Origin of the sequence: Methanobrevibacter ruminantium M1 (genome assembly GCF_000024185.1) — an archaeon.
Lineage (GTDB): Archaea > Methanobacteriota > Methanobacteria > Methanobacteriales > Methanobacteriaceae > Methanobrevibacter > Methanobrevibacter ruminantium.
In genome coordinates this window covers 1,377,657-1,391,295 of record NC_013790.1, presented here as the reverse complement: position 1 = coordinate 1,391,295, position 13,639 = coordinate 1,377,657, and the positions used below count along the sequence as shown (strand labels likewise).

The window sequence follows — 13,639 nt, the reverse complement described above, 5'->3', positions numbered from 1 at the left end:
AATCTAATATTATATAATGTACATTTAAATGTATATTATTGTTTATTCACATCACATAATATTTTATGCTATTTTTTAAAATTATACATAAGTTATATATATATTTAATATACATAATATATAATGTTTTATGATTTGTTTAGGAGTAAAAATATGAGTATAAAAAATAAATTCTTATCTTTATTTAATTCATCATCTAATAATTCTGATTTTGAAAATTTAAATAATTATTATAAAAAAGTTCTAGAGGATATTGAAAATGAGGATATATCTGGCTATGATCGAAATTTAAAATATTACAATGACTTAAAAGACTGTGAACTTTTTAGTTCTGAATATTATATAACAAACCAAGGTTTAGAGCTTTCAGAAGAATATGCTTTGGCCCATTATCTAAATGAAGGTTATAAGCAAAGCAGAAATCCAAGCCCTGAATTCAATAATGACAAATATCTCAGATTATATCCTGATGTTCGCCTAGCTAGCCTTAATCCTTTAGCCCATTATGTGTTATATGGAGAAAAAGAAGGCAGAAGATTGCCTTTAAGCGAATATGAAGAACTGGAAAATGAGATAGTTTCTGTAAAAAATTTAATTTATCAAAACAGAGTAACCGATAATTTAGTCTTGCTTAGAGATAAAGTGTCCAAAGGCAAGAAAGTCAATGTTGTTTTCGTTTTACCTGCAATGATGTTTGTATATAAAGACTTATATAACTATTTTGATAACGATGATATGTTTAATGTTCAAATCGTTTTGGTTCCCCACAGATTAGGAAACAGTCAAAAGATTACAGATGTTGCAAAAGATAAGCATTATCAAATTTTCAGCTATCTCAAAGAAAAACAATACAATGTAATTGATGGATATGACTTCGAAAAAAATGAAGGCATCGATTTAGTCTCAACTTGCAATCCAGATATAATATTTTATGTCTTGCCTTATATGAGGATTTTCCCTAAAACTATGAAAATCAGTAATCTCCCATCCAACATATTATATGCATATATCCCATATGGGGAATTTGTAGAAGACAACTTAGACGATTTATTCTTTAATTTCGGATGGAATGAAATTGCATGGAAAATTTTCTGCAGTACCGAAGAATATCTGATTAATTCTACTGAAAAATCTATTGTCGGATCAAGTAATGTAGTCTTAGCAGGTTCTGCTAGGATGGACTCTTTAATTAATTTTGAAGAATCTGATGAGGATTATAAATGGATTTACAGCAAAGAAGAAAATAAAAAGAGAATTATTTGGGCTCCTCACCATACATTAGCAAGACCTGGTATGGATGACAGCTTATCCTATTCTACATTTGATGAAAATTTTGAATTCTTTTATAATTATGCTAAAGACCATCCAGACATTGAATGGGTTATTAGGCCACACCCATTACTTAAGGAAGTGCTAAGTAATATTAACACTAATATGAGAGTTCAAGGAATTGCTGATGAAAACTTTGCAGATGATTATTTTTTCAAATGGGAAAGTTTACCTAATGCCCGCTTCCATGAGGAAATTGACTATTTTGACTTATTTGCCACTGCCGATGCAATGATAACCGATTGCATAAGCTTTAAAGCAGAATATTTATTTGCTAATAAGCCAGGCTTAATCTTAAATAAAACAGGAGTTGAACTTGACGGATATCAAGGAGAAATTACTGATGCATGGTATAATTGCGATGGGTCTGACTTTGAAAAGATAGAAGAATTTATTGAAGATGTTGTAGTGGGTGGAAATGATTACCTAAAAGAAAAACGTGAAGAAATATTCAATAAAAACTTCAATGTCAATTTAGGCAGTGCATCAAAAGTAATTTTTGACTATATTAAAAATGAGTTAACTTAATTAAATAAACTTCTAGAATAACTTTTCTTTTTTAATTATCTTGATTATTTTAATTATTTTATTTATTTAGATTAGTTAATTTAGAAATTCCTTTTAATTAATCACCATCCATTACCTTCTTTTTTAAATTTTAGTCATTTTCTATTAAATTGGCATCTGAAAGCCCTTTACTTTTTTAATGGTCATAGTTTTCTATCAAATTTTCAACTATTTTGCTTACTTCATTATTATCAATGAGATTTACTTCAAAATTTATTTTTATAGATTTGAGATTATTAAAATCGCCGTATAATAAATACTGTGAATCAGTTGTTAAGAATATGTCCGCTATTCCTTCAGCCGAAGAATCATCAGATGATTTATATCTTATATTTTCTTTTGAATTTCTATTTGATGATTGTTCTTCTTTATTTAATCCATATAATTCTCTTCTATTGATGGAATTTATAGCTTCATAGAGCAAATCGCCATTGTTTGTTTTTATCTCATGTATGACACAATTAATAAAATTCCAAGTAATGGGATCAAAGCGTATTCTTTTAATGTTTTTAAAGTTTTCTAGGTTAAATTCAACTTCATTGAATTCATAAATTTTATAGTTTGCTATGATACTATCCTTTTCATTAAATCCGTTTCCATTGTCAATGTAGAGTTTTGCTTCTTGTTCTAGATATTTTACTCCTTTGTCAAATTTTCTTTCCCTATTACTTTTAATGGCGCTGTATATATTAATGCTATTTTCGAAAGGATATTCATCTTTTATCAATGTATCAAAAAAGATTCTATAAGAAGTATCTTCAAAAACGAATGGTTTCTCAGCCACTTTCTTAAACAATTCATGAATCTTGATTAATACCCAAGAGAGGTCATCAAAGTACAAATCAGCGAAGAAAAGCATGGATAGGACATGGTTCAGCCTGCCATTGAATAAAGGATGGTATAAATTGTCGTTTTTTATGTTTTTTTCACAGTAATTAAAGAAATTTAAGTAAAACTCACAGAATTCATCAAGATATTCTGCATTGACTTGGTGTGAAAGGGATTCCCCCCTAACTAGGTAATCCACAACGATGAAATTTTTAAGCAGAATTATTCCTTCTGCCAGTAACAATGCCCTGATTGAGAAGAATATATCTTCCCCAACTCCTTCGGTAAATTTCAAATTATTATCCAAGACAAATTCCCTTCTTAATATTTTAGACCATGCTGCAACTCCCATTGTTAGGAAATTTGGGTTTTCGTCAATCTTATTGATTTTAATTTCATCCTCTTCGGCCCAATCGAAGTTAAAGCAAATGTTAGATCTTCCATTGCTTACGATATTGTGGTTACCACATACCATATCAACATTTTCCGTTGATATTTTATTGTATAATGTTTCACATGCATTCTTTTTAAAGGTATCGTCCTGATCTAAAAACATAAGATAGTCTGCGCTTGCATAGGTAATTCCAATGTTTCTTGGAATGCCTGGTTGACCGTTATTTTCTTTAAGATTTATTGGAACAATATTCTCATGTTCTTTAGCATATTCATTAATTACTTTCGCTGTATTATCTGTTGAACAATCATTAACTAAAATAACTTCAATATCCTCAAAATCCATTGTTTGATTTTCTATAGATTTTAAAGTATCCCTAATAATAAACTCTGCTGCATTATATACTGGAATAATTATACTTACTTTATATGTCATTAAACCACCGAATCTGAAATAAAAATAATAAAAATAATAAAAATTAAAAATTTATACAAAATGCTTATGATTACATATTATGTATATATATTATAATAAATATATTTACTTATTATATAAATATCAGGTGTTATCATGAACAGATTTTGGAATGATTTAATTTTACCTTTATTTTATGAATTTAAACCAGAAGTAATTGTTGAAATCGGTTGTTTTAAAGGAGAAAATACAAAAAACATTTTAGAATATTGCTATTATACTAATTCAAAGTTAAAAGTTATCGATCCAAATCCTGATTCTTCTTTTGACCCCATATCTTTAAAAAATAAATATGGAGATAAATTCGAATTTTTAAAGGAATTAAGTTTAAATGGGCTTAATTTAATAGAGGATTATGACGCTGTCCTTATTGATGGAGATCATAACTGGTATACAGTTTATAATGAGCTTAAATTAATTGAAAAAAGATTCGATCAAAATAATTTTCCGCTAATAATCTTTCATGATGTTTCATGGCCATATGCTAGAAGAGACCTTTATTATAATCCAGAACTTATTCCTGAGGAATTTCGCCATCCTTATAAAAATTTGGCTATGTTTCCAGATAAAAATGAATTGGGAGATATTGGTTTAAATCCAACTTTTAATAATGCAGTTTTTGAGAATACTCCTAAAAATGGAGTCTTAACAGCCATAGAAGATTTTTTAGATGAAACTAATTTAAATTTATCATTCTTCTGTTTAAATGCATTCTATGGATTTGGTGTTTTGTTTCCTAGTCAATCATGTGATGAAAAAACAATATTGCAAATTTTTTATGATAGTGATGTTATAGGGCTTTTAGAGAAAACTTATTTAAAATTAAGATTTACACAGGAACACATTATTAAAAATAAGAATATTGAAATAAATAACTTAAAAGATATGAATAACTCTTTAAATAAAAAAAATATTGATTTAACTGGCATTAATTCTAATTTAGAAAAAGAACTAGACAAACTAAACAACACCAAAACAGAAATAGAAAAAGAACTAGACAAACTAAACAACACCAATATAGACTTAAAAGAAAAACTAATCATTTCAACCAATAACCAAAAGGAATTAGAAAAGCTATTAGATAATCTAAAAGATGACAAAACCTACCTAGAGAACGAACTGAAGGATTTAAACAATACCAAAACAGAAATAGAAAAAGAACTAAACAAGGTTACAAACGATAAAACAAACTTAAAAATAGAATTAAACAATATAAACAATACAAATATAGAATTAGAAAAAATAGTAGATGACTTATGCAATGAGAAATCTTCTTTAAAAAATAAAATTAATGATCTCGAATATGCAAATCAAAGGACTTTAAAAACTATTGAAAATTTGAATGGAGATATTTACTCAAAGACATATGAAAATGACAGTTTAAAAGAAGATAATTTGCTACTGACTAAAACAAATAAAGATTTTCTAGAAGATATTAAAAATTTAAATAATCTTAATTATGATTTGGAGCAAAAAATATTGAATTTAGAAGAAGAAAAAAACTCTATTTTATCTTCCAAAACTTGGAAATTCGGTGCTCCTTTTAGGAAAATAAGCAATATATTTAATAAAAATTAATTTTTAAGGATTAGATTTTATGAAAGGAATAGTATTAGCTGGAGGTTCTGGAACAAGACTGTATCCAATTACAAAAGCTGTATCAAAACAGTTATTGCCTTTGTATGATAAGCCAATGATTTATTATCCAATTTCTGTTTTAATGCTTGCCGGAATTAAAGAAATATTAATAATTTCTACTCCAAGGGATTTGCCTATGTATAAAGAACTTTTAGGTGATGGAGAGAATTTAGGAATAAGCTTTTCATATGAAGCTCAAGAAAATCCCAATGGTTTAGCTGAAGCTTTTATAATAGGCGAAAAATTTATTGGTGATGATAATGTTGCTCTTATTTTAGGAGATAATGTATTTCACGGACATAGATTTAGTGAAATACTGAAAAGAGCTATGAACCTTGAAGAAGGTGCAGTTATTTTTGGTTATTACACTCAAAATCCAGAAAGTTTTGGCGTAGTTGAATTTGATGATGAATGGAATGTTTTATCCGTTGAAGAAAAACCTAAAAATCCAAAATCAAATTATATTATCCCAGGACTATATTTTTATGATAATGACGTGATTGAAATAGCTAAAAATGTTAAGCCCTCATTTAGAGGTGAAAAAGAAATTACCTCTGTTAATGACGAGTATCTTAAAAGAGGAAAACTTAAAGTAGAACTTCTTGGTAGAGGCATGGCTTGGTTAGATACCGGAACTCATGACGGCTTGCTTGAAGCCGCAAATTTTATAGAAACTATCCAAAAAAGACAAAGCGTTTATGTAGCATGTCTCGAAGAGATAGCATTTATAAATGGTTATATTCCTAAAGAGAAACTTCTCGAATTAGCCGAACCTTTAAAAAAAACTAATTACGGGCAATATCTAATCAAACTGGCAAAAATGAAAAAATAACTAATTCATAAATGTCACAAAATCATAATTATAAAAAAACATAATTGTACAAAAATCATATTGTACAAAAATCATAATTATCATAGAAATTTCAAATAACTAATTCATAAATATCATGCAATATTAGAATAGATTAAGGTGTTAAAATGGGCAAGTTTAAGATTGTTAAAAGTGAAATTGAAGGTGTATTTACAGTTGAACCTACCGTTTTTGAAGATGAAAGGGGCTACTTTATGGAAACCTACAATGAGAATGACTTTAAGGCAGAGGGGATTGATTTAACCTTTGTTCAAGACAATCAATCAAAGTCATCTAAAGGTGTCCTTAGAGGTCTCCATTTCCAATACACACAGCCACAAGGAAAGCTGGTTCGTGTAATAAAAGGAGAAGTCTTCGATGTGGGAGTGGATCTTAGAAAAGACTCACCCACATATGGAAAATGGGTAGGGGAAATACTCTCTGAAGAAAACAAAAAACAACTATTTATACCAAAAGGATTTGCCCATGGCTTTTTAGTATTATCAGATGAAGCAGAATTTGTATACAAATGCACAGACTTCTACAAAGGAGATGATGAGGGAGGAATCCAATGGAACGATCCAGAAATAGGAATAAAATGGCCATTGGGAAATCTTAAGGAAGAAGATATAATTTTATCTGAAAAGGACAAATTATGGAAGCCGATGAAAGAGACTCCAACTGATTTTTGAATTTAATTTTATTTAAGGTGTTTTTATGACAAAAATTTTAGTTACTGGCGGTGCAGGTTTTATAGGTAGTAACTTTATAAAATATATGCTTGATAAGTATCCTGATTATGAAATAGTTAATTTAGATGCTTTGACTTACTGTGGAAACCTTGAAAATCTTGAAGATATTGAAGATAATCCGAATTATTCCTTTGTTAAGGGAAATATCATGGATGAAGGTCTTGTTGATGTTGTTGTAAGCAGCGTAGACTACATAGTCAATTTTGCAGCTGAAAGCCATGTGGACCGCAGCATAGAAGATCCGCAGATATTCATCAAATCCAATATAATCGGAACACAGGTATTGCTTGATGCAGCCTATAAATACCAAATCAAAAAATTCCTACAAGTATCCACCGACGAGGTATATGGAAGCCTAGGCCCTGAAGGATATTTCACCGAAACAACTCCTCTCCAGGCTAACAGTCCATATTCAGCTTCAAAGGCAGGTGCAGACCTCATGGTAAGAGCATATGGAGAAACATTCGACCTTCCAATCAACATAACAAGATGCTCAAACAACTATGGCCCATACCAATTCCCAGAAAAACTCATCCCTCTAATGATTTCTAACGCATTGGAAGACAAGGAGCTTCCTATATACGGTGACGGAAAAAACATAAGGGACTGGCTACATGTCTACGACCACTGCTCAGCAATCGACCTAGTCCTCCACAAAGGAAAGATAGGAGAAGTATACAATATAGGTGGCCACAACGAAAAGCAAAACATAGAAATAGTAAAACTCATTCTCAAGGAACTTAACAAACCAGAAAGCCTAATAAAATTTGTAAAAGACAGACTAGGACATGACAGACGTTATGCAATAGACTCAAGCAAGATAACAGAAGAATTAGGCTGGAAACCAAAATACACATTTGAAACAGGAATAGTGGAAACAATCCACTGGTATCTAGACAATCAAGACTGGATGGAAAAGGTAAAATCCGGCGAATATCAAGAATATTATGAAAAGATGTACTCTAAAAAATAATTCTTTCAAACCAATAAACATAACAATATATATTTAAAAGCATATATTAAAAAGTAATAAAAAACAAAATTAATTTCAGAATTGAAAAAATGATTAGGTGAATTAAGTGAATGATTTAAAAAAGTTATATGTTTTGCTTGCAATTTTAATTGTTATTTATGTAGGTATTAACTTTTCATATAATGGTTTAGACACCATTAATACTTTAACTCATGTTAATTTAGATTTAGGTCCAAGCATGGACAATGCTAACGATGCAAATCATATTAAAATCGGCAGTAGTTCATTTACCAAATTAAGCAAAATTTTTACCTGGTAAATAGGAATTAACGAAAAAGAAGTAAGATTAGTGGATAGCAAAAATCAAATATCCATTAAAGTTTGTGAACTTCCTGATTCTAGAAATTTAAAAAATAAAGTAAAAGATTTACTGGAAACTGATAAAAATATCACTTCTAATCAAACCATTAGTCAAAATGGAATTACTGCATACTTCTTATATAAAGAAACTCCTGAATCATATAGTGCAGATATTAACTTTATGAAAAATCATAAGAATTATTACATTAGCGCAAGTAATGTATCTTATAATAAGAGTGACTACTTTATTAATAATTCTAAAGAGATTATTAATTCCATGCAGTCAAATGGAAATATAAATTATAATAGATTTTAAAATTATATCTTTTATAAATAACTTTTAAACGATTTTTCAAAAAAAAGCAAACCATAAAAAAGGAGAAACTTAATGAAAATAGTGTCCATTAGTCTAGTGAAAAATGAATCCAACATCATAGAATCCTTCGTAGATACAATTTAAATGTTGATGATGAAATGATTTTACTAGACAATGGAAGTACAGACAATACCTGCGATATATTAAATAAACAAAAATAATAAATTTAACAAGTTATTTAAAATTTTAAGAAAAATTATAGATTATTTTTAAACCTTAACCACAATTTATAATACAATCTATGATTCAATAAAAACAATCTAACCTTAAGATAAAACTTCCAATCTCTTTTTTCAAACACCTTAAACTGCCTTAACTTGTTAAATAAATCAAGAACATCCATCTTTTTAAAAACATCTTCACTATTGTATCCATTGTAGAAGAAGTAATTCATATTGCCAAAAATAAATCTAGGGATTCTTGAATGAACCAACTTTTCTCTCAAATCATCTTCTTTAAAATAGGAATCCAGACTTTCAAAAAGTTTTACAGATTCAAACCTATCCAAAGAGACCTGTCTTGAAATAGAATCTTCCTCTTGATAATAAAAATAAGTATATTTATCAATTACACGAACATTGCCACAATTTGCCAAGTACCTAAGTGCAAAATCAGTGTCCTCACCATATCTATAATCTTCATTGAATTCTAGGGAATTATTTAAGATGATTTCCTTATCATAAATCAACAATACAAAGGAAAATGGAATTTTCATAAGCAATTCAAGATTTATCAAATCTTTGGCTCTAACAATTCCCTTATTTTTACGAGCCAAATGAATCAAGCCATCATATTTATCCACTTTAAAATCTATAAGCTCATCCTGATTATTTATTTTTATTCCTTTTGTAAAGGCGGAATCAAAATTGTCTGATTTAACATAATTATGCAATGAGGAAATATGGTTAAATTGAATTAGATCATCGCTATCAACAAAGACAATATACTTTCCTCTAGAAGCAAATACTCCCCTATTTCTGCAATAGGCAGGACCTTTATTGTTTTTATTTACAATAAGCTGATAATTTACCTTTTTATCTGCTAAAGTTTCTTGTATACAACTTACTGTATCATCATTTGATGCATCATCTACAAAAACCATCTCATAATTTTTAAAATCCTGTGTTAAAATTGAATGAATTGTTCTTTCAATTGTTTTTGAAGAATTATATGTTGGTATTATAATACTAATTTCATATTCATGCATTTTAATCACTTAACAGGTTTAAAAAGTTATTTAAAAAAAATTCAGTAAAATAATTTTTTCTATTAATTAAAAATAGTCTTTTAAAATTTATTAAGTTTACTATAAATAAATAAAAAAAAACAAAAATCAGTTAAAATGCAAGAGTGACAAAAAAAGCAGAAAAAAAGCAAAAAACACTCCTAAAAAGAAAAAATATTCTAAATAGTTAATTAAAAGAGAATGAAAGATTAAATCTCCCATTTTATTACAGTTTTTCCAAATCTAAGGTTTTTATCTGACTCAAAAGCCCTTTTAATATCATTTAAGGTATTCACTTCAACTATCTCAGTAATAAGACTCTCAAGATAGTGAATCATATTAGGATTTTCCTCGAGGAGATTGACTACAGAAACAAAGTCTTCCCTAGCGCTTCTGTTGGTACCGAATACCCTAATTCCCTTTTCCAATATGGTCCTAGTATCAATTGATACATTAAACTCACTAACGCCAAGTAGAGCAATGGTGCCCTCTGGATTGATTATGTCAATTATCTGATTGATTGCATTGTTTGCGCTAGCCTTTCCAACACATTCAAAGGCATGATCCACACTAACATTATCTGGAATCTCATCCACCAAAAAGGTTTCATCCACAAAGGTAAACATATGAAGCTTTTCCCTATGCATTCCAAAGACATAGACCTTGCTCTCTGGAAACATCACCTTAAGAACAAGGGAAGTAATGTATCCAAAACTTCCGTCCCCCCATACTCCTAGCACGTCTTTCTTTTGGTGGGAAAACTGCTTGAAACGCTTGATTGAATGTGTAGCCACTGAAATAAGCTCAATAAAAGAAGCAACTTCCATGTTTAAATCATCTGGAAGCTTTACAAGCCTGTCTTCAGTGAGAGACACATACTCTTCCATAAAGCCATCATATCCGCTGGATCTGAACTTGCTTGACGGAATATAGTTCTCGCTTATTATATTGTCTCTTGCACGAGGAATGTTTGGAATCATTACAACATTGTCCCCCACATTGAATTTGCCTGTATTGTCCTTTACAACAGTGCCCACCGCCTCATGGATAAGAGCCATAGGCAACTTGCTTTCAATGATCTCTGGGACTCTCTTACCGTAATAGTACCTTTGATCCGCCTTGCATATTGATAGATATTTAGGCCTTACTATAACTCCAACATCCAGATTAAGCTCTGTATAAACTTCCTCCAAGAGCTTAGGAGCCACCAGCCTATATACTATATTAATCACATATTCACCCCGAAATGCATTTAATAATCATATAAGAATAAATAACAAATTTAAACTCTTCTATACAAATAAATAAAAAAAAATCTATTCAAATAAATAATCTCGATAATTTAATTAGCAAAACAATTCAAACTATTCCTCACCGAAGTCATATAGATTGACCTTATACTCACCAGTCTCTGCATCTGAGATATTGAGCTTTGCATCGTCAATTATTGTATTTGCCACCTTTAGGTCATATGGATAGGTGATCTTTATGTTGAATACCTCTCCCTTGACTATCGCAACCTCCTCTCCATTGAGGACGAATATCTTAGCTGCATCTGATAATGACCTTTTATCCTCATCTGAGAGCTTATTGAAGCATTCCTTAAGCTTCAATATCTTGAATGACTGTGGAGTCTGGCCTTGATACATATAATTCCTGTTAGGAATGTCGCTTATGATATTGCCGTCATGGCAGACAACTATTGTATCTGTAGCTGGAATCACTGTATCGCATGCCCCCACTTCCTGGGTCTTCTCTATGTTTTCCATAATGATCCTATGGGTTACAAATGGCCTTACAGAGTCATGGGTTATTATTATGTCATCTTCGCTAAGCTCATGATTGTCCTCTATATATTTAACTGCATTCATGATTGTGTCGTTACGGAGCTCTCCCCCTTCTACAACCACAATGTTTTCTGCATTTGGAATATAATCTTCAATCAAGTCCTTTGTATGGTTTAGCCAATACTTATGGCATAGAACAATAACTTCATCGATTCTGCTGTTGAGATAAAACTTCTCAACGGTCTGTATGAGGATAGGCTTGTCTCCAAGGGTTAGAAACTGCTTTGGCTTATCCACTTCGCCCATTCTGTTTCCTACCCCACCAGCCAGGATAGCTGCAAAAATCATCTTTATTCTCCTTTATTATTAAAAATTGGTTTTATTTACCTAAATAAGTCTTAATTACCTTAAGCGATTTAACTTTTTTTAAAATACACTATTATATATTTTTATAATCTTATAAATAGATACCTATTAGATTAACTAAGTATAGTTTATATAAGGGGTAAAAAAGAGTATTTTAAAAAAGAGTAAAAAATTTACAAGATAAAAATTTTCTTAATAGAAAAATTTGAAGATAAAAACAATTTTTAATACGAAAAATTTACAAGATAAATCTTTTTTTAAAAAACTTAAAATAAAACTAAAAACAAAACAATATATGAAAAACAAAATCAGACCTGTGATATAATGAAAGTAAAAAACAATATTATACTTGCAATGGACCTAATGGATTTAGCATCAGCCGAATCAGTATGCGAATCAATAAACCAATACATAGACACAATAAAGATAGGATATCCCCTCACACTTGCAGAGGGACTTAAGACAATAGGGCTCTTTAAGGAAAACTTTGGATATAAGGTTATCTGCGATTATAAAGTGGCAGACATTCCAGCCACCAATGAAAAGATAGCAAATCTCACCTTTGATGCCGGTGCAGATGCAATCATATGCCATGGCTTTGTAGGCCCTGACAGCGTAGAGGCCTGTAAGGCATCTGCTGAAGACCATGGAAAGGAAGTATTCCTTCTAACCGAGATGTCACATCCTGGAGCAATCAGATTTTTACAGAAGGATGCAGACGATATTGCAAGAATGGGAGTTGAAATGGGAATATCCAATTACGTTGCACCATCCACAAGACCAGACAGACTGTCTGAAATTAGAGACATAGTTGGAAAGGACTCATTCATCATATCTCCAGGGGTAGGAACCCAAGGGGGAGACCCTAAAGAGACATTGAAATATTCAAATGCTCTTATTATTGGCAGATCCATCTACAATGCGGAAGACCCTGAAACTGCTACTAAGGACATTATTGATTCAATACAATAAGTGTACTAAAAAAATTTTAAAATATAAAAAAATAGCATTGATTCAAATACACAATCTATTGAAATTTATAAGAAATAATTTTAATATAATTTAATTAAAATATCCATTAAAATTAATGATAGTTATGAGATAAACCCATAATTTAATTAAACAAAAACTAAAAATAAAAGGAGATATAATTTGTTTAACCCAATAATAGCATTATCATACATCTCTTCCGGTTTCTTTATGAAGATTTCAGACGATGAGTATGATGAGAAGAACAACAAGATACTTGCAATCATATTTGGAATAGTGTGCGGAGCATTTACAGCTCTTGCATCATCAATGAGCACAGATGCAGCATGCATATTCATTGCAATACTCATTGGAAACATATTAGCACAGAAGGTGGATGGAATCCATCATGTCGTTACAATGCTTTCATTTTTGATTGTGCTTGTTTTTCTTGGACTTCCTGCATTCAGTCGTCCATCCATTCTTGTCGTAATGATTTGTGTGGCTGGAGCCCTAATCGATGAGAAGGGAAATGACAATGAGATACTCTATGAAAAAAGCAAGTTTCTGATGTATTTCTTTGATTACAGGTTTGCACTTAAAGTGGTTATTTTAGCCCTTGCTTTATTTGGGCTTGTGGACATTTGGACATTTGTTTACTTCTTATGCTTTGAGATAGCATATGAGATAGCAAGAGTGCTTTTTGAGAAGTTTATTTTATAATTAAAAAATAAGATAAGAATAAGATAAA

13 protein-coding genes are annotated in these 13,639 nt (G+C 30.2%); 9 read left to right on the top strand and 4 right to left on the bottom strand.

Annotation, left to right across the window (positions count from 1 at the left end):
- The first annotated feature begins 153 nt into the window (after positions 1–153).
- The gene (locus MRU_RS05360) at positions 154–1,857 is read left to right on the top strand and encodes a CDP-glycerol glycerophosphotransferase family protein (RefSeq protein ID WP_012955866.1); all 1,704 of its coding nucleotides are present in this window, start codon (positions 154–156) and stop codon (positions 1,855–1,857) included.
- A gap of 175 nt (positions 1,858–2,032) precedes the next feature.
- Here the strand turns inward: MRU_RS05360 and MRU_RS05355 are convergent, their stop codons facing one another.
- The gene (locus tag MRU_RS05355; RefSeq protein ID WP_012955865.1) at positions 2,033–3,553 is read right to left on the bottom strand and encodes a glycosyltransferase family 2 protein; all 1,521 of its coding nucleotides are present in this window, start codon (positions 3,551–3,553) and stop codon (positions 2,033–2,035) included.
- Between the two features lie 135 nt (positions 3,554–3,688).
- Here MRU_RS05355 and MRU_RS11405 point away from each other — a divergent pair, with 135 nt between their 5' ends.
- From MRU_RS11405 to MRU_RS05325, 6 genes are all read left to right on the top strand, one after another.
- Positions 3,689–5,170, top strand: coding sequence for a class I SAM-dependent methyltransferase (locus tag MRU_RS11405; protein ID WP_012955864.1), 1,482 nt, complete (start codon positions 3,689–3,691; stop codon positions 5,168–5,170).
- 19 nt (positions 5,171–5,189) lie between these two features.
- A complete protein-coding gene (gene rfbA / locus MRU_RS05345; protein ID WP_012955863.1) occupies positions 5,190–6,062 on the top strand; it encodes a glucose-1-phosphate thymidylyltransferase RfbA in 873 nt (290 codons plus the stop codon).
- A gap of 146 nt (positions 6,063–6,208) precedes the next feature.
- Positions 6,209–6,772, top strand: coding sequence for a dTDP-4-dehydrorhamnose 3,5-epimerase (gene rfbC, locus MRU_RS05340; protein ID WP_012955862.1), 564 nt, complete (start codon positions 6,209–6,211; stop codon positions 6,770–6,772).
- A 25-nt stretch (positions 6,773–6,797) separates the two neighbouring features.
- A complete protein-coding gene (rfbB, locus tag MRU_RS05335) occupies positions 6,798–7,805 on the top strand; it encodes a dTDP-glucose 4,6-dehydratase (protein ID WP_012955861.1) in 1,008 nt (335 codons plus the stop codon).
- A gap of 133 nt (positions 7,806–7,938) precedes the next feature.
- Complete coding sequence (locus tag MRU_RS05330; RefSeq protein ID WP_143714311.1) at positions 7,939–8,124, top strand: hypothetical protein; 186 nt, start codon at positions 7,939–7,941, stop codon at positions 8,122–8,124.
- A 30-nt stretch (positions 8,125–8,154) separates the two neighbouring features.
- Positions 8,155–8,481 (top strand): hypothetical protein, encoded by a 327-nt coding sequence (locus tag MRU_RS05325; protein ID WP_048812431.1) that lies wholly within the window; start codon positions 8,155–8,157, stop codon positions 8,479–8,481.
- 256 nt (positions 8,482–8,737) lie between these two features.
- Here the strand turns inward: MRU_RS05325 and MRU_RS05320 are convergent, their stop codons facing one another.
- From MRU_RS05320 to MRU_RS05310, 3 genes are all read right to left on the bottom strand, one after another.
- Positions 8,738–9,748, bottom strand: coding sequence for a glycosyltransferase family 2 protein (locus MRU_RS05320; protein WP_012955859.1), 1,011 nt, complete (start codon positions 9,746–9,748; stop codon positions 8,738–8,740).
- Positions 9,749–9,975: 227 nt separating this feature from the next.
- Positions 9,976–10,998: an alcohol dehydrogenase catalytic domain-containing protein gene (locus tag MRU_RS05315; RefSeq protein WP_012955858.1), complete on the bottom strand. Its 1,023-nt coding sequence runs from the start codon at positions 10,996–10,998 to the stop codon at positions 9,976–9,978.
- A 132-nt stretch (positions 10,999–11,130) separates the two neighbouring features.
- Positions 11,131–11,901: an IspD/TarI family cytidylyltransferase gene (locus tag MRU_RS05310; protein ID WP_012955857.1), complete on the bottom strand. Its 771-nt coding sequence runs from the start codon at positions 11,899–11,901 to the stop codon at positions 11,131–11,133.
- Between the two features lie 342 nt (positions 11,902–12,243).
- Here MRU_RS05310 and pyrF point away from each other — a divergent pair, with 342 nt between their 5' ends.
- Entirely contained in the window at positions 12,244–12,891 is a 648-nt protein-coding gene (gene pyrF, locus MRU_RS05305) for an orotidine-5'-phosphate decarboxylase (protein ID WP_012955856.1), read from the top strand.
- A 180-nt stretch (positions 12,892–13,071) separates the two neighbouring features.
- Positions 13,072–13,611: a hypothetical protein gene (locus MRU_RS05300; RefSeq protein ID WP_012955855.1), complete on the top strand. Its 540-nt coding sequence runs from the start codon at positions 13,072–13,074 to the stop codon at positions 13,609–13,611.
- The last annotated feature ends 28 nt before the right edge of the window (positions 13,612–13,639 follow it).